Source organism: Corynebacterium sp. HMSC074C05, from assembly GCF_001838325.1.
In the GTDB taxonomy this organism is placed as follows: Bacteria; Actinomycetota; Actinomycetes; order Mycobacteriales; family Mycobacteriaceae; genus Corynebacterium; species Corynebacterium amycolatum.
This window is the reverse complement of the sequence record NZ_KV836295.1, coordinates 48,527-64,700: the sequence shown is the minus strand read 5'-3', so window position 1 is coordinate 64,700 and position 16,174 is coordinate 48,527. Positions and strand designations below refer to the sequence as shown.

Genomic DNA, 16,174 nt, shown 5'->3' with positions numbered 1-16,174 from the left:
AGAGCAATGGCACAGCGTATTTCGGCAGGTGGAATGCAGGTCGCGAAGGTTCTTTACGACTTCGTTAATGACACCGCACTCCCCGCCGCCGGCATTGAGGACAAGGACGCGTTCTGGAACGGCTTTGGTGACATTGTCGCTAAGTACACTCCGCGCAACCGCGAGCTGCTGGCCAAGCGTGATGAGCTGCAGGAAAAGCTCGACGCTTGGTACAAGGAGCACCCGGGTGAGCAGAACCAGGATGAGTACGTCGCATTCCTGAAGGAAATTGGCTACCTCGTTGACAACCCGGGTGATTTCCAGGTCACCACCGAGGGCGTCGACACCGAGATCACTTCCACCGCTGGTCCGCAGCTGGTTGTGCCGGTCCTCAACGCCCGTTTCGCCATCAACGCTGCGAACGCACGCTGGGGCTCGCTTTACGACGCGCTGTACGGTACCAACGCTATTGCTGAAGATGGCGGTGCGGAGAAGGACACCCCGGGCTACAACAAGGTCCGCGGTGACCGCGTTATCGCATGGGGCCGTGACTTCCTGGACAAGGCTCTGCCGCTGGTCGACGGTTCCCACGCGGACGTCACCTCTTACGACATTGTCGACGGTCACCTGCAGGCAACCCTGGAAGGTGGCGCTACCTCCGGTCTGCGCGAGCCGGAGACCCTGGTCGGCTACACCGGTGACAAGGACGCACCGGAGTCCATTTACTTCAAGCACAACGGTCTGCACATCCAGCTGCTGATTGACCCGGAGTCCCCGGTTGGCAAGACCGACAAGGCTGGTGTCAAGGACATCATCCTGGAAGCCGCTGTCACCAACATCATGGACCTCGAGGACTCTGTCGCCGCAGTTGACGCTGCCGACAAGACCCTGGGGTACACCAACTGGCTGGGCCTGAACGTCGGTGACCTTGCAGTCGAGTTCACCCGTGGTGGCAAGAAGCTGTCTCGTGCCATCAACGACGACCGCACCTACACCGGTCTTGACGGTTCCGAGGTCACCCTGCACGGTCGTTCCCTGAACCTGATCCGTAACGTCGGCCACCTGATGCAGAACCCGGCCATCCTCGACCGCGACGGCGAGGAGATCTTCGAGGGCATCATGGATGCCGTCATCACCGCTGCTTGTGCAATCCCGGGCCTGGACCAGGACAACGCACGTAAGAACTCCCGTACCGGTTCGATTTACATTGTGAAGCCGAAGCAGCACGGCCCGGATGAGGCTGCTTTCACTAACGAGCTGTTCGCTGATGTGGAGAAGCTGCTGGGTCTGCCGCACAACACCCTGAAGGTCGGCCTGATGGATGAGGAGCGTCGTACCTCCGTCAACCTGGACGCTGCCATCAAGGCTGTCTCCGAGCGTGTCGTCTTCATTAACACCGGCTTCATGGACCGCACTGGTGATGAGATCCACACCTCCATCCAGGCTGGTCCGATGTTCCGCAAGGCTGTTCAGAAGACCGCTCCGTGGATGCTGGCTTACGAGGACAACAACGTCGACTCCGGCCTGGCACACGGCCTGCAGGGCAAGGCTCAGATCGGTAAGGGCATGTGGGCTATGACCGAGCAGATGGCTGAGCTGCTGGAGCAGAAGATTGGTCAGCCGAAGCAGGGTGCTTCCACCGCGTGGGTTCCGTCCCCGACCGGTGGTGTGCTGCACGCTACCCACTACCACGAGGTTGACGTCTTCGGCGTTCAGGACAAGCTGCTTACCGACGGTCGCCGCGACACCTTCGGTGATCTGCTCACCATCCCGGTAGCGGCAGCTAAGGCTGGTGAGCCGGGCGCTGACTGGTCCGATGAGGACAAGGCTAACGAGCTGGACAACAACTGCCAGTCCATCCTGGGTTACGTTATCCGCTGGGTTGAGCAGGGTGTTGGCTGCTCCAAGGTGCCGGACATCAACGATGTTGACCTGATGGAGGACCGCGCTACCCTGCGTATTTCCTCCCAGACTCTGGCTAACTGGCTGCTGCACGGTGTTGTCACCGAGGAGCAGATCATCGATTCGCTTCAGCGTATGGCCGAGGTCGTTGACCGCCAGAACGAGGGCGATGAGGCGTACCTGCCGATGGCCCCGGACTTCGACAAGTCCATCGGTTTCCAGGCTGCCAAGGAGCTCATCCTCGACGGTGTCAACCAGCCGTCCGGTTACACCGAGCCGATCCTGCACCGCCGTCGCCTGGAGTTCAAGAAGCGCGAGGGCATCGACCAGGATTAATTCTGGGTCAGGCTGCGGCTGCCGAGCCTGAAATAACAAAATAGCTACCCAAACTGCCGGTGTGTAGGTGGTATTGGCAAACCTCTGATGCCAATTCCGCGTGCGCGTCGGCAGTTTTATTTGTCGGTGCGGGGCGGGCTTGTGCTGGGAACGCACGCGTTGGGTGCCCCATGGTGGAAACATGCGATGCCCTCCGCCGAGATACCCGGGTTCACAAGCGGGGTAGGGGCAACGTTGCTAGCGTTGATTGAGAAGTTAATTGCGAATATGCAGTCTGTAACGTCCAAGGAGCTGCGACCCCCATGACTAATTCCACGACCGACAGTGCTACCAACCTTGCCAAGGCCAAAGAATTCCTCCATAGCGCGGGCGCAATCCTCTTTGACCTCGACGGGGTAATTACCCCTACCGCCGATGTGCACGAGCAGGCGTGGGCGGACATGTTTAGCGACTACTTTGAGCACAAGGGTGTCTCGGCCTACACAGAGGAAGACTACTTCACCTACCTCGATGGCCGCCGCCGGGATGAGGGTATTGCAGCAATTCTGGAATCTCGCGGCATCTCGCTGCCACACGGTAGCGATGAGGACACAGCGAAAGACGAGACGATTGTGGGGCTCGGGAAGCGCAAGAATGACGACTTCCTGGCGCGAGTCGAGAAGGGAATTGAGGCCTACCCGGGGTCGGTTGCGCTGCTCGACGAGTTGCAGGGCGCGGGGGACTCGTCGGCAAGCGAAAAACCGCAGTTGGCGGTGGTTAGCTCGTCGAAGAACGCGGTGCCGGTGCTGACGGCCGCTGGGCTGCGTGAGCGGTTCGTGGAGATTGTTGACGGCGTGGTGGCGCACGAGAACAACCTGCCGGGTAAGCCAGCCGCCGATACTTTCGTGTACGCGGCTGAGAATCTGGGGGTGGCACCGCGCGATGCTGTGGTGGTCGAGGATGCCATCAGCGGTGTGCAAGCGGGTGCAGCCGGCGCATTTGGTCTGGTCATTGGTGTTGACCGCGGTGCTGGCGCAGAAGCGCTGCGCCGAGCGGGTGCCGACATTGTGGTCAGTGATTTGGCGGAACTCGTCTAGGCTGGCTCGAGACAAATGGCTGAGAGAAAACCGGAAGGCATCATGGCCAACGATTCAACCACAGCAGCAGCCGACGAGACCGAGCGTGTGATTCCGCAGGTGCAGGGTCACGACGCGGAGACCGCCGAGGCTGAAAAACAGGAGGAGACGGTGTCCCCAGTTCGTCGTAAGCAGCGTCGTAACTTCCCGGCGGGTCGTGCGGATAAGCACCACCACCTGGTGAATGCCGAGGGACTCATGGACCGAGACATCACTCCGGTCGATGAGTGGCGTCTGATTGAGACGAAGCCGAACGGCCTTCCGCTCGGTTTGGGCGAGACGCTGTTTGCGCTGTCGAACGGGTACATCGGCATGCGTGGCAACCCGCCGGAGGGCCGTGACTCCAGTGAACACGGCACTTATATCAACGGTCTGCATGAGACATGGCCGATTAGGCACGCCGAGGACGCCTACGGCCTAGCCCGCCAGGGGCAGACGATTGCCAACGCTCCGGACGCCAAGGCAATGCGTCTCTACATTGACGATGAGCCCCTGCGTCTCGGCAATGCTGAGGTCAGCGACTACGAACGTAGCCTGGATTTCCGTGAGGGGGTGCTGCGTCGTCGGTTCATTTGGCGCACCCCGGGTGGCAAGCACGTTCGCGTCACCTCTGAGCGCATGGTGTCTTTCCAGGAAAAGCATGTCGCCGCGATGAGTCTGGAAGTCGAGCTGCTGGATGCGGATGCTGCGGTGATGATCAACTCGCAGATCCTCAACCGCCAGGACGGCGAGGACGAGTACCACGATGCCGCCAAGGCGCAGGGCACCGAACTGGATCCCCGTCGCGCCGAAGCATTGGAAGACCGCGTTCTGATTCCGGCATTTCAGTCGGAATCGGCGCACGGGCAGCGCTCGACACTGGGCTACCGCTGCGCAAACTCCGGTATGACCGTGGCCACTTCCATGGACCACACCTTTACTGTCCGCACTCCCGACGGCACGGAGCCGTTCGTAGAGGTTTCGCAGTCGACCGAGCCGGATGTGGCCAGCTCCCTGTTTAACCTGGATGCGCCGGTCGGCACTGTCATCCGCCTGGAGAAGCTGGTCGCGTACCACTCCTCCCGCAAGGTTCGTGCCGAAGAGCTGGCATTCCGCTGTGAGCGCACCCTGAACCGCGTCGGACGCATCGGCATGCTGGGGCTGATGGAGAACCAGGAGGAGTGGCTCGAACGCTTCTGGGAGCGCTCTGACGTGGTCATTTACAATCAGCCGGAGATTCAGCAGGCAGTGCGCTGGAACATTTGGCAGATTATCCAGGCCGCCGCCCGCGCTGAATTCCAAGGTGTGCCGGCCAAGGGAATGACCGGCACTGGCTACGGCGGCCACTACTTCTGGGACACGGAAATCTACGTGACCCCATTCCTTACTTATACGTCGCCGCAATTCTCGCGCAATGCCATGCGCTTCCGCTGGGACATGCTCGAAGCCGCGTGGGCGCGTGCCGACGAACTGGCGCACGACGGTGCCCTCTTCCCGTGGCGCACTATCAATGGTCAGGAGTCCTCGGCTTACTTTGAGGCCGGCACGGCGCAGTACCACATCGATGCGGACATCGTGTACGCGATGATGAAGTACGTCTATGCCTCCGGCGATGAGGAGTTCCTGCTCAAGGAGGGCACGGATCTGCTGCTCGGCACGGCCAGATTCTGGATGTCGCTGGGATTCTTCGATGCCGAGCATCGAGAGTTCCAGATTCACAGCGTCACCGGTCCAGATGAGTACAACACGGTGGTGAACAACAACCTGTACACCAACGTGATGGCGCAGTATAACCTGCGGGTTGCTGCGGACGTCGTCAAGCAGATGAAGCGTGATCGCCCTGCTGCCTATCGCGAACTGACCAACCGCTTCGACCTCACCGAGCGCGAGGTTGAAGAGTGGGAGCAGGCCGCTGAGGCGATGTACATCCCGTTCGATGAGAAGCTCGGCATTCACCCTCAGGATGACCAGTTCCTGCTGCGCAAGCGCTGGAATCTCGACGACCCCGAGGTTGGCCCGCTGCGCCCGCTGCTGCTGCATTACCACCCGCTGACGATTTACCGTCACCAAGTCATTAAGCAGGCGGACGTCGTCCTCGCACTGTTCCTCATGGGCAATCGCTTTACGACGGAACAAAAGCGCGCAGACTACATGTATTACGATCCGCTCACCACTGGTGATTCCTCGCTGTCCGCCGTTGTGCAGTCCATTGTTGCGGCCGAGTTGGGCTTGCAGGAGCAGGCAATGGACTTTTTCCTCCGCGGACTCTATGTGGACCTGGCGAACTTGCATGGCAACGCTGCCGATGGTGTCCACGTCGCATCTGCCGGTGGAGTGTGGCAGTCCCTGGTCTATGGCTTCGGTGGTTTCCGCGACCACGATGGCCGCTACAGTATCGATCCGCGTCTGCCGGAAGACTGGAGTGGTCTGACGTACCGAGTCACTATTCATGGTTGTCGTATCCGGGTGACGGTGCGTGGCCGCACGGTGGAAGTCGTCCTAGAGGAGGGCGACCACCAGGTTGGACCGATTATGGTCGCGGGCCATGAGGTCATCATTGGTCCGGAGCCGTTGACCGTGGTGATGGCGAACTCGGATCAGAGCGAGGATTAGTCGGACGGCTTCGGCTGTACACGGTGCCAATAGGGGGGGGGGATTGCCTGTTGGGGGTGGCTGTTTGGGTTCTTTGGGGAATTCGGCAGGGGTAAAAATAAAGAATTTCGCAACATAATTATTGAGTATTAAAACCGTCCACCTGAGAAAAGTGGGCGGTTTTTTATTTTCGTGCTATTTATGTTGCGTTATTAGCTGGTTTGGGTAGGTGAAAAATCGGCAAAAGTCGGGGTAGGGGCGTTTTTATGGTGGGGAAGAGGATTTATACAGCGACGACATCAGAAGTGGCTAAAATGCGATAACCTGAGAAAAGGCGGAGAAAAGCCCTAGGTAACCTGTGAAAATCCCCACCCAAAAGGGGGAAAAATGTTTACCAGGCGCTGTGTGACTTTAGAGTGAATATGACACTGGAGGTGCCATGACTGTTAAAAGTTCAAACCGTGACGCAATCGCGCACGGCAAAATTAATGTAGAACCGCTGCGCGAGCAGCCTAAATACCCCTCATGGGCTCTGAAGCTGACCATGGCCGTCACTGGCGTGCTGTTTGGCCTCTTCGTTATTGTCCACATGCTGGGTAACCTGAAAATTTTCTCTGGCGCGGAAGACTTCAACGCATACGCGACCTTCCTGCGCACTGTCGGTGCTCCGGCAGTTCCGAACGAGGGCATTCTGTGGATTTTCCGCATTGTCCTGCTGGTAGCTATTGTCCTGCACATTTTCGGTGGCCTCACCCTGGCTGCACGTGCTAAGCAGTCCCGCGGTAAGTTCCGCCGTCAGGGAATGGTGTCCAGCTGGAACACCTTTACTGCACGTTCGATGGTGATCACCGGCATCGTGCTGCTGGCTTTCATCATCTTCCACCTGCTGGACCTGACCATCGGTGCTGGCGTTGCTCCGTCTTCTTTCGAGCACGGTGAGGCGTACCAGAACGTGGTTGCGTCCTTCTCGCGTCCGGGTGTTGTTGTTTGGTACATCATTGCGCAGCTCGCTCTGCTGCTGCACCTGTCCCACGGTCTGTGGACTGCTACTTCCGACCTCGGTATCACCGGTAAGCGCTGGCGCAAGGTTCTGCTGTTCCTGTCCGGCCTGCTGCCGCTGCTGGTTGTTGTCGGCAACATCTTCATCCCAGTCGCCGTCCTGACCGGTCTGGTCTCGTAGGTCGAGGAGGAAATTTACTATGACTAACACTGAAGCAACCGCCGCTGCGGACTTCCGCGCGCCGGAAAGCGTTGTCGACGGGGTCAAGATCGGCAAGGTTCTGTCCGATAACTCCCCGGGTGACAAGGTCTCTATGAAGGACCACTGGCAGTACCAGAAGGATCACGCCAACCTGGTTTCGCCGCTGAACCGTCGTAAGTTCCGCGTCATGGTCGTCGGTACCGGCCTGGCTGGTGGCGCTGCCGCTGCTGCCCTCGGTGAGCTCGGTTACGACGTGCAGGTTTTCACCTACCACGACGCTCCGCGCCGTGCGCACTCCATTGCTGCACAGGGTGGTGTCAACTCCGCTCGCGGTAAGAAGGTCGACAACGACGGCGCTTACCGCCACGTCAAGGACACCGTTAAGGGCGGCGACTACCGCTGCCGCGAGAACGACTGCTGGCGTCTGGCTGTCGAGTCCGTCCGCGTCATCGACCACCTGAATGCAATTGGTGCTCCGTTTGCTCGCGAGTACGGCGGTACCCTGGCAACCCGTTCTTTCGGTGGTGTGCAGGTCTCCCGTACGTACTACACCCGTGGTCAGACGGGCCAGCAGCTGCAGCTGTCGACTACCTCGGCTCTGCAGCGCCAGATTGGTCTCGGCAACGTCGAGATCTTCACCCACAACGAGCTGGTTGACATTATCGTCGCCGACGGCCGTTGCCAGGGTGCCATCATGCGTAACCTCATCAATGGTGAGCTGACCGTTCACACTGCTCACGCAGTTATTCTGGCTACCGGCGGTTACGGCAATGTCTACCACATGTCCACGCTGGCCAAGAACTCCAACGCTTCGGCCATCATGCGTGCATACGACCAGGGTGCTTACTTCGCATCCCCGTCCTTCATCCAGTTCCACCCGACCGGTCTTCCGGTCAACGCGCACTGGCAGTCGAAGACCATTCTGATGTCCGAGTCCCTGCGTAACGACGCACGTATTTGGACCCCGAAGAAGAAGGGCGACGAGCGCCCGGCCAACGACATCCCGGAGGACGAGCGCGACTACTTCCTGGAGCGTCGCTACCCGGCATTCGGTAACCTCGTCCCGCGTGACGTCGCTTCCCGTGCCAACTCTCAGCAGATTAACGCCGGCTACGGTGTTGGTCCGCTGAAGAACTCCGTCTACCTGGATCTGCGTGACGCAATTGAGCGCCTGGGCCAGCCGGTCATCAAGGAACGCTACTCGAACCTGATTCAGATGTACGAAGAGGCAATCGGTGAGGACCCGTACAAGGTTCCGATGCGCATTGCTCCGACCTGCCACTTCACCATGGGTGGCCTGTGGTCTGACTTCAACCAGATGACCTCCATCCCGGGTCTGTTCACCGGTGGCGAGGCATCCTGGACCTACCACGGTGCAAACCGCCTGGGTGCAAACTCCCTGCTGTCCGGTTCGGTCGACGGTTGGTTCACCCTGCCGTTCACCATTCCGAACTACCTTGGCCCGCTGCTCGGTACCGACCGCCTGGCTGAGGATGCCCCGGAGGCCAAGGAAGCGCTGGACCGCGCTCAGGCTCGCCTGGACAAGCTGATGAGCATCCAGGGTAAGCACGGCGCTGAGTACTTCCACCGCCAGCTCGGTGAGATTCTCTACCGCGACTGTGGTGTGGCCCGTAACAAGGAAGACCTGGCTCGCGGTATCGAGGAGATCCGCGAACTGCGTAAGGCATTCTGGTCTGACCTGTTCATCCCGGGTGAGCCGAATGAGATGAACCAGCAGCTCGAGTACGCTAACCGCGTTGCTGACTACATCGACCTCGGTGAGCTCATGTGTGTCGACGCCCTCGACCGCGATGAGTCCTGCGGTGCTCACTACCGCGATGACCACATCTCCGAAGATGGCGAGGCAGAGCGCGATGACGCTAACTGGTGCTTCGTTTCCGCATGGGAGCGAGGCAACAATGGTCCTGCATGGGATCAGTCCGGTCACGAATTCATTCGCCACGCCGAGCCGCTCACCTTCGAAGCCGTCCCGCTCATGACAAGGAACTACAAGTAATGAAACTGCACCTTGAAATCTGGCGCCAAGCAGGTCCGAACGTCGAGGGACACTTTGAATCCGTTGACGTTGACGACGCCGTCGCAGAGATGTCGATCCTGGAGCTGCTTGACCACGTCAACTCCAAGTACGTCGAGTCCGGCAAGGAGCCGTTCGCGTTCGCATCTGACTGCCGTGAGGGTATCTGTGGTACCTGTGGTCTGAACGTCAACGGTCGTCCGCACGGCCCGGGCCAGAACACCCCGACCTGTCAGCAGCGTCTGCACCAGTTCAGCGATGGTGACACCCTGAAGATCGAGCCGATGCGCTCCGCCGCATACCCGGTCATCAAGGACATGGTCGTTGACCGCTCCGCTCTGGACCGTGTCCTCGAGCAGGGTGGCTACGTCTCCATCAACGCTGGTACCGCTCCGGATGCAGATACTCTGCACCTGAACCACGAGACTGCTGAGTTCGCACTTGACCACGCAGCCTGCATCGGCTGTGGTGCTTGTGTCGCAGCCTGCCCGAACGGTGCTGCACACCTGTTCACCGGCGCAAAGCTGGTTCACCTTTCCCTGGTCCCGCTGGGTAAGGAAGAGCGTGGCAAGCGTGCCCGCAAGATGGTTGACGAGGTCGAAGGCACCTTCGGTCCGTGCTCCCTCTATGGTGAATGTGCTGACGTCTGCCCGGCAGGTATCCCGCTGACTGCGGTTGCCGCCGTCACCAAGGAACGAGCTCGTTCGTTCTTCCGCGGTAAGGACGACTAAACTCTTTCTCGATTAGAGTTTTCCAGAAGGGACATAGATTATGGCGAATGCAGTCAAGCGTTACCAGGGCGAAGAGCACTTCGTCGACGGTTACGTGCCTCAGAGCATGAATGCCGAATACTCCTCGCTTCACAAGAGCATTACCTGGATTGGCATGGGTCTCATGCTCGCCTCTCTGGCGGCTTGGGGTACCTTCATTTTCGGTCTCGCAACGACCGTTTTTGCCGACCAGACTGCTGCCTCTCACAGCAACGGTTTCTTGGCTAAGGATGCCGCCAACTACACCGACTACACCGGTGGTTGGAACTTCGACGGCAGCGTGTTCATGTGGGCTGGCTTGGTAGTCGGACTGGTTATGGTTATTGCGGGTCTGGCCTGCATCTCCATCGGTCGTCGTGACTACAAGGCTTACCGAAAGGAATTCGGCACTCACCACTAAAGGCTTGCCCCAGTTAAAAGGGGCTCGCCTCTAGGCGGATGCAACGCTAGCCTTTTGAACTAGCACCTCCACAGTTGATGCCACTGTGCACAGTGCGCTGGGGTGGGGAAGTACTGAGAAGTACCTCTCTCACCAACAGCGGATTGCGGCGCGGTGGCATTTTCGCGTTTTCGGCGCCTAATCTATACACATGGATAACAACCCCGCTAAGCTCCCGGCAGCTGTAGATACGGTCTCGGACCGTCTCGAAGTTCCCGGGCCATCACCTGAGGTTGAAGCGGAAAAACGTGCGCAACTGCGTAAGGCCAAGACTTTCGCTACGATGCTGCTGGTCATCGCAACCGCTGTGTATTTCACATGCCGCGGTATTGAGTCTTCACACTTATCCGCAGGCGAAGTTGTGCCCGCGTGGGTGGGCTACGTCCGCGCTGCTTCTGAAGCCGGCATGGTCGGTGCCCTCGCCGACTGGTTCGCAGTCGTAGCTCTGTTCCGCCACCCGCTCGGCATTCCTATCCCACACACCGCTATCGTCCGCCGCAAGAAGGACCAGGTCGGTGAGTCCCTGGCGCAGTTCGTCGGAGACAACTTCCTGAACCCCGCTTTGATTGTGGACAAGGTGCGTAAGGCCGAGATCCCTGAGCGTATCGGCGAATGGCTGGTAGCGCCGGGAAACGCCGACAAAGTGTCAGCAGAGGTCGGTAAGTTCACCGGAAATGTGCTGGAGGCGATTAATCCCGACGATGCCGCCGCAGTGCTGAAGTCAGCAGTCATCGACGAAGCTGCAGCTCCGGAGTGGGGACCACCAGCGGGTAAGGTTCTCGAGCAGCTGATTGAAGAGGGGCGCACCGAGCCCATCGTCCAGCAGATGGCTGAGTGGCTGCACCGGAAGTCGCTGGGCTCCCAGAATCTTATCGACCGCCTCGTCGGAGAGCGCGCCCCATCCTGGGCGCCGAGCTTTGTCAACGATCTCATCGGCGACAAGGTCTATCGCGAGCTGGTTGATTGGACCTGGCAGGTGCAGCATGACCCTAAGCACGACGCGCGCCTGGCGCTCCACCGCTTCCTCACGCAGCTCGCCATAGATTTGCAGAACGACGAGAAGACCATCGCCAAAGTCGAAGAAATTAAGACTGACATTCTTTCGTCCGCCGCCGTCACACAGGCGCCGGCGAAGATTTGGGCATCAACATCCGCAAAGCTTGTCGACGCTGCCCGCGACCCGGACTCCCTGCTCCGTCGGAAGGTCTCGGAAACGGCCGCCCGCTACGGCGAGCGGATCCAATCCGATCCTGAGTTGCGCAAACGAATGGACCGCCGTTTGGAAGCGGCTGTCGTCTTCATCGCTGAGAATTACTCGGGCGAGATTACCTCGATCATTTCCGAGACCGTCGAGCGTTGGGACGCCGATGAGGCTTCCGACAAGATTGAACTGATGGTCGGTCGCGATCTGCAGTTCATTCGCGTTAACGGCACGGTTGTCGGATCACTGGCCGGTTTGGCTATTTACACCCTGTCGACCTTGGTGTTTGGGGCTATTTAGCAGCACAACCCAGCACATCAGACGGTGTGCGTTAGCATGTAAAAAGCAATGCATCCCTGTTAAAGGAGTTGTTCCCCCGGTGCGCCTGTTACCATCTTTGCCCAGTCTTGCGGACTCGCCGCTAATGGCGATTTCCGTCTATGTGGACGTCTTGTTTCAGTTCGCCATTCCGTTTGTCATCGGCATCTTGGCGCTAATCGGTGCGGTGCTTGTCATCACCACCCGCGCGGATGCCTTTGACGCTGCAGACCGCAAGAGCCGCAACGTCTGGGCCGGCATGCTGGTCGGTTCGGCTATCTTCCTGCTCCTGCCGTGGCTGGGCTGGGCAATGTTGGGCATCCCGCTGATTGCCGGGCTAGTCATCACGGGTATTTACTGGTTGGATGTCCGCCCACAGATTAAGGACATTTTGTCGAACGCGCAGGGCGGTTATTAGTCCCGGGCGGGTGCTAGCTTGCACTACTGAGAAAGTGTCTGGGTTTATGACAGTTTCTGGGTGAAAAACCCGGTTATTTTGTCATAAACCCAGACACTTTCTTTTTTTGGGGGTCTGGTTCCCCGAAAACCTACTGGAACACCACGGTAACCTACTGGAACACCACGGTGCGGTTGCCGTAAACCTGCACACGATCCTCCAGGTGCCAGCGCAAACCGCGGGCGAGGACCTGCTTCTCCGCATCGCGACCTTCACGCTGCATGTCCGCAGCGGTGTACTTGTGGGAGACACGCATGACGTCCTGCTCAATAATCGGACCATCGTCGAGGTCCTCAGTGGCGTAGTGGCAGGTGGCACCGATGAGCTTCACACCACGTCGATAAGCCTGCAGATACGGGCGCGCGCCCATGAACGACGGCAGGAAGCTGTGGTGGATATTAATCGCGCGGCCTTCCCACTTCTCGCACAGATCCGGCGGCAGAATCTGCATGAAACGTGCGAGCACGATGGCATCCGGGTTTTCGGCGTCGACAATCTCGGCGACCTCATCGAATGCCTTACGCTTGCCGACGGCATCCTTGGGGAAGGGCACGTGGTGGAAAGGAATGTCATACGCTGCGACCAGTGGCTCCAGATCGCGGTGGTTGCCAACTACTGCAGCGATTTCCATCGGGTAGTCCGACTGTGCGACGCGGCCGAGCAGATCCTGCAGGCAGTGGCCTTCCTTGGTCACCAGGATGACAGCGCGCTTCGGGACAGCGTTGTCGGTGACCTTCCAGCGGACCTCAGGGCCCCAATCACCGATGAGCTCAGCGAACTTCTCGCGCAGCTCTTCTACAGTCAGGTCGAGCGCGTCGGCGCGGACCGCCTGGCGAGTGAAAAACCATCCGGTCTCCGGGTCGGAGAAAAAGTCCGCCTCGGTAATCCACGCACCAATGTCGGACAGGAAGGTCGACAGGGTGGAAACGATACCGGTACGGTCTGGACAGCCGAGCGAGAAGATGTACTGGCGCTCGGTGGGAGTACCGCTTTTTGCGGTGATGAGAGAGCGAGTCATTCTCGGTATCTTACCTGCTAGCTAAAGGTAAGTTCGTTCACGGTCGACAAAGGCAGATTTGCGCCCGTCAGCGTCAACGCCAGGCCCTCCCCGGTGACGTGCGCTTCCTCCACCTGCATGCCGTGGCCGATGTCGTAGCTCAACAGCGTACCGCTCGCTTCTCCCAGCCAGCCGGCCAGGCCATCGAGGTTTAAGCCGAGGATTGAGCCGCCCTCCAGGTTGATTTCGATATGACCGCCGTTGGCAATCGGGCGGAACTTGGAGGTCGCAAATCCGGAGGCGAATTCAATGTTGAACAGGCCTTCGTCTGGCAGCGGCGTAATCGTGGAAGCGCGTACACCGCTTTCCCGGTTAATCAGCGCCTGCAGCAGCTGAGGTGGAATCGTGACATCTACTCGCAGCGACTCTGCCGTCGGATCCGCGCGATTGCTCAGATCCACGTTTTCCAGGTGCACTTCCGCTGCCGGGTCACCGTTGATCTCCGGTGCGCCACCCAGCGCCTCCGGGTTCTTGACCTCCAGTGTGTTCGGAGTGGACAGATCCATCGAGGGCACGGACTTCGTGGCCAAGGCGAGCAGCATCGGGCGGGTGCCGAAGGAAACGCTCGGGTCCTCGGTCACGGTCACACCGCGCTCTTCGGCGGAGGTGCGGTAACCGTCGGAAATCTCCTTGCTCACGAACATCCGGACGCCGATTTCGCCGGCAATCGCAATAAGCGCCACCACGATGATGACACCGAGGACGGTGGGCAGGACTTTGACGCTCGAAGAGCGTTTAGCAGAACTCATGGTTCCCAGTCTTGCTTAACGACGGCTCCGTCGCTACCACCTATCTTCGCCAGGTATCCGCCGGGGAGCCCGGCAAGCGTGGCAAACCCTTCCCCGGTGCCCCCCCGGTGCGCAACCTACTTAGCGACGTAGTCCGCCAGTACCGCGGTCTCAGCGTTGAGGACGCGCTCCAGGTACGGAGCGGCCTTCTCCTCGAGCTTGCCACCGAGCAGCGGCACGTTGATGGCGAACTCGGAGTTGGTGGTCAGCACTGCACCTTCGCCCTGGGCGGTGAGCTTCTGGGACGCACTGAAGGATGCCGGTACGCCCGAAGCTTCTGTGGTCACGGTGGAGGTCGCGCCGTCGTCGTTAAGCGGGCTGATGACGAACGTGCGCGTCATGCCGACCCCGGACTTAACGAACTTCTGCGCCTGCGCCGGAATCTTGTCGGCAGCGACGGTCTGGCGAATCACGACGGTGGTGCCAGCGTCGGTGGTCTCGAACTTTTCCACCTTGCCGTCAGCTGCCGAGAAACGGTTTGCGACCTTCTCCCAGAAACCGGCGTCGGTGAGGGCCTCGTAGACCTTCTCAATCGGCTGGTCGAAGTTGACGGTGTGCGTGTTAGTCGTAGTCATGCGCTTGATGATACGTAACTTGCACTACGCTAGGGGCGTGGAAAATCTCGACCAATCGCCGAACCCAATTCACCTGACCTCCGACATGGAAGAAGCCATCGATGGGCTTGCGGGGCTAGAGGGGGTGGAGCTCAGCACGCATACCGCTTTCTCGGATCTGACGACGCTCCGCCTCGGCGGGGTGCCGCGTGCCGTCGTCCGGTGTAGCACGACGGACGCTGTGGTCGATGTTGTACGCACGCTTGACGACGCTAACGTGCCCCTCCTCATCGTGGGAGGTGGATCCAACCTGGTGGTAGCCGATGAACTCGAGCCGCTGGTGGCTGTGGTGATCGAGGCTGACAACGTGACCATGAGCACTCGCGGACACGGGTTGGAGTCCGTGTCGGCAATCGTGGAGGCCGAGGCCGGTGCAGTCTGGGACGAGGTCGTGGAGATGAGTGTCGACGCCGGTTTTGGCGGCCTGGAATGCCTGTCGGGTATTCCGGGATCGGCCGGAGCCACGCCGGTGCAAAACGTTGGTGCCTACGGTGCTGAGGTATCGCAGGTTCTGGACGCGGTGCAGCTTTACGATCGCGCAACCGGCTCGGTCGAGTGGGTGGAACCGGAGTCCCTCGACCTTTCCTACCGCTACTCGAACCTGAAGTTCACCGCACGGGCAGTGGTGCTGGCCGTGCGGTTCGAGCTCAGCGTGGATGGGATGTCCGCGCCACTTCGCTATGGCGAACTGGCGCGGCGCCTGGGCGTCGACGAGGCCGAGGCTGCGGCTGGCGAGATTCGCAGGCCGGCTGAGCTGGTGCGCGAAAAAGTGCTTGAGCTGCGCCGGGGCAAGGGCATGGTTCTCGAAGACACTGACCGCGATACCTGGTCGGCGGGTTCTTTCTTTACCAACCCGATCATTCCGGAGAACTCGGTGGAGACCGTGCGTGCAAAGGTTGCCTCGCTGCGTGGGGCTGATGAGGCCGCGAATATGCCCGCATTCCCCGCTGGCCCCGGCCACGAGGGGTGCGTGAAGCTCTCGGCGGCGTGGCTTATCGAGCGCGCCGGGTTCCCCAAGGGCTACCCCGGTGACGGTGCGCCCGCACGACTGTCGACTAAGCACACCCTGGCACTGACCAACCGCGGGATGTCCGGCGATGGTGCGCCGACGACCGCTGCCGACTTGGTGGCTTTGGCACGCGATGTGCGCGCTGGTGTGGAAAAGGCATTCGGCGTGACCCTGGTGCCCGAGCCGGTGTGGGTCGGCGTGAGCATCGATTAGGCCCGCGGCGGGTGGCTGATGGCCAGGGGGAGCCGGGCTGGAGAGGCTGGCGTGACTGATGGGGCCGCTGGGGCTGACAGAACCGCTGGGTAGTCCTCAGCTTGCGCTCCCGGGCCTTCTGTCAATGGGCGGGGATAGAGAAAGTGACTAGGTTTATGACACGTGAATT

General features: G+C 59.9%; 13 protein-coding genes. 10 read left to right on the top strand and 3 right to left on the bottom strand.

Going from position 1 to position 16,174, the window contains the following annotated elements:
• Nucleotides 1-6 precede the first annotated feature (6 nt).
• The 9 genes from HMPREF3042_RS08465 (at nucleotide 7) to HMPREF3042_RS08425 (ending at nucleotide 12,285) form a co-directional block, all read left to right on the top strand.
• Nucleotides 7-2,217, top strand: a complete 2,211-nt coding sequence (locus HMPREF3042_RS08465) for a malate synthase G (protein WP_070856794.1) — start codon at nucleotides 7-9, stop codon at nucleotides 2,215-2,217.
• A 302-nt stretch (nucleotides 2,218-2,519) separates the two neighbouring features.
• Nucleotides 2,520-3,293: an HAD family hydrolase gene (locus HMPREF3042_RS08460; protein WP_038627507.1), complete on the top strand. Its 774-nt coding sequence runs from the start codon at nucleotides 2,520-2,522 to the stop codon at nucleotides 3,291-3,293.
• Nucleotides 3,294-3,308: 15 nt separating this feature from the next.
• Entirely contained in the window at nucleotides 3,309-5,924 is a 2,616-nt protein-coding gene (locus HMPREF3042_RS08455; protein WP_070856793.1) for a glycoside hydrolase family 65 protein, read from the top strand.
• Between the two features lie 418 nt (nucleotides 5,925-6,342).
• On the top strand, nucleotides 6,343-7,083 hold the full coding sequence (locus tag HMPREF3042_RS08450; RefSeq protein WP_070856792.1) for a succinate dehydrogenase cytochrome b subunit: 741 nt from the start codon (nucleotides 6,343-6,345) through the stop codon (nucleotides 7,081-7,083).
• 19 nt (nucleotides 7,084-7,102) lie between these two features.
• The gene (locus HMPREF3042_RS08445) at nucleotides 7,103-9,121 is read left to right on the top strand and encodes a fumarate reductase/succinate dehydrogenase flavoprotein subunit (RefSeq protein ID WP_070856791.1); all 2,019 of its coding nucleotides are present in this window, start codon (nucleotides 7,103-7,105) and stop codon (nucleotides 9,119-9,121) included.
• Nucleotides 9,121-9,870, top strand: coding sequence for a succinate dehydrogenase/fumarate reductase iron-sulfur subunit (locus HMPREF3042_RS08440; RefSeq protein WP_016421966.1), 750 nt, complete (start codon nucleotides 9,121-9,123; stop codon nucleotides 9,868-9,870). Before HMPREF3042_RS08445 ends, HMPREF3042_RS08440 begins: the two co-directional genes overlap by 1 nt.
• Before the next feature lie 40 nt (nucleotides 9,871-9,910).
• Nucleotides 9,911-10,309 (top strand): hypothetical protein, encoded by a 399-nt coding sequence (locus tag HMPREF3042_RS08435; RefSeq protein WP_016421967.1) that lies wholly within the window; start codon nucleotides 9,911-9,913, stop codon nucleotides 10,307-10,309.
• Nucleotides 10,310-10,499: 190 nt separating this feature from the next.
• Entirely contained in the window at nucleotides 10,500-11,849 is a 1,350-nt protein-coding gene (locus HMPREF3042_RS08430; RefSeq protein WP_070856790.1) for a DUF445 domain-containing protein, read from the top strand.
• A gap of 124 nt (nucleotides 11,850-11,973) precedes the next feature.
• A complete protein-coding gene (locus HMPREF3042_RS08425; RefSeq protein ID WP_042388363.1) occupies nucleotides 11,974-12,285 on the top strand; it encodes a DUF2516 family protein in 312 nt (103 codons plus the stop codon).
• A gap of 151 nt (nucleotides 12,286-12,436) precedes the next feature.
• Here the strand turns inward: HMPREF3042_RS08425 and purU are convergent, their stop codons facing one another.
• From purU to HMPREF3042_RS08410, 3 genes are all read right to left on the bottom strand, one after another.
• On the bottom strand, nucleotides 12,437-13,342 hold the full coding sequence (gene purU, locus HMPREF3042_RS08420) for a formyltetrahydrofolate deformylase (protein WP_038627519.1): 906 nt from the start codon (nucleotides 13,340-13,342) through the stop codon (nucleotides 12,437-12,439).
• A gap of 17 nt (nucleotides 13,343-13,359) precedes the next feature.
• Entirely contained in the window at nucleotides 13,360-14,130 is a 771-nt protein-coding gene (locus HMPREF3042_RS08415; RefSeq protein WP_070856789.1) for an LmeA family phospholipid-binding protein, read from the bottom strand.
• Nucleotides 14,131-14,246: 116 nt separating this feature from the next.
• Complete coding sequence (locus HMPREF3042_RS08410) at nucleotides 14,247-14,744, bottom strand: DUF2505 domain-containing protein (protein ID WP_038627523.1); 498 nt, start codon at nucleotides 14,742-14,744, stop codon at nucleotides 14,247-14,249.
• Nucleotides 14,745-14,829: 85 nt separating this feature from the next.
• Here HMPREF3042_RS08410 and HMPREF3042_RS08405 point away from each other — a divergent pair, with 85 nt between their 5' ends.
• Nucleotides 14,830-16,005, top strand: coding sequence for a UDP-N-acetylmuramate dehydrogenase (locus HMPREF3042_RS08405; RefSeq protein ID WP_070857035.1), 1,176 nt, complete (start codon nucleotides 14,830-14,832; stop codon nucleotides 16,003-16,005).
• Nucleotides 16,006-16,174: the final 169 nt, after the last annotated feature.

Excerpts from the sequence above, each read along its gene's own strand:
- HMPREF3042_RS08430 (WP_070856790.1), top strand. The coding sequence starts at position 10,500 with ATGGATAACAACCCCGCTAAGCTCCCGGCAGCTGTAGATACGGTCTCG.
- HMPREF3042_RS08450 (WP_070856792.1), top strand. The coding sequence starts at position 6,343 with ATGACTGTTAAAAGTTCAAACCGTGACGCAATCGCGCACGGCAAAATT.
- HMPREF3042_RS08410 (WP_038627523.1), bottom strand. The coding sequence starts at position 14,744 with ATGACTACGACTAACACGCACACCGTCAACTTCGACCAGCCGATTGAG.
- HMPREF3042_RS08465 (WP_070856794.1), top strand. The coding sequence starts at position 7 with ATGGCACAGCGTATTTCGGCAGGTGGAATGCAGGTCGCGAAGGTTCTT.
- HMPREF3042_RS08425 (WP_042388363.1), top strand. The coding sequence starts at position 11,974 with ATGGCGATTTCCGTCTATGTGGACGTCTTGTTTCAGTTCGCCATTCCG.
- HMPREF3042_RS08455 (WP_070856793.1), top strand. The coding sequence starts at position 3,309 with ATGGCTGAGAGAAAACCGGAAGGCATCATGGCCAACGATTCAACCACA.
- HMPREF3042_RS08440 (WP_016421966.1), top strand. The coding sequence starts at position 9,121 with ATGAAACTGCACCTTGAAATCTGGCGCCAAGCAGGTCCGAACGTCGAG.
- HMPREF3042_RS08405 (WP_070857035.1), top strand. The coding sequence starts at position 14,830 with ATGGAAGAAGCCATCGATGGGCTTGCGGGGCTAGAGGGGGTGGAGCTC.
- purU (WP_038627519.1), bottom strand. The coding sequence starts at position 13,342 with ATGACTCGCTCTCTCATCACCGCAAAAAGCGGTACTCCCACCGAGCGC.
- HMPREF3042_RS08445 (WP_070856791.1), top strand. The coding sequence starts at position 7,103 with ATGACTAACACTGAAGCAACCGCCGCTGCGGACTTCCGCGCGCCGGAA.
- HMPREF3042_RS08415 (WP_070856789.1), bottom strand. The coding sequence starts at position 14,130 with ATGAGTTCTGCTAAACGCTCTTCGAGCGTCAAAGTCCTGCCCACCGTC.
- HMPREF3042_RS08435 (WP_016421967.1), top strand. The coding sequence starts at position 9,911 with ATGGCGAATGCAGTCAAGCGTTACCAGGGCGAAGAGCACTTCGTCGAC.
- HMPREF3042_RS08460 (WP_038627507.1), top strand. The coding sequence starts at position 2,520 with ATGACTAATTCCACGACCGACAGTGCTACCAACCTTGCCAAGGCCAAA.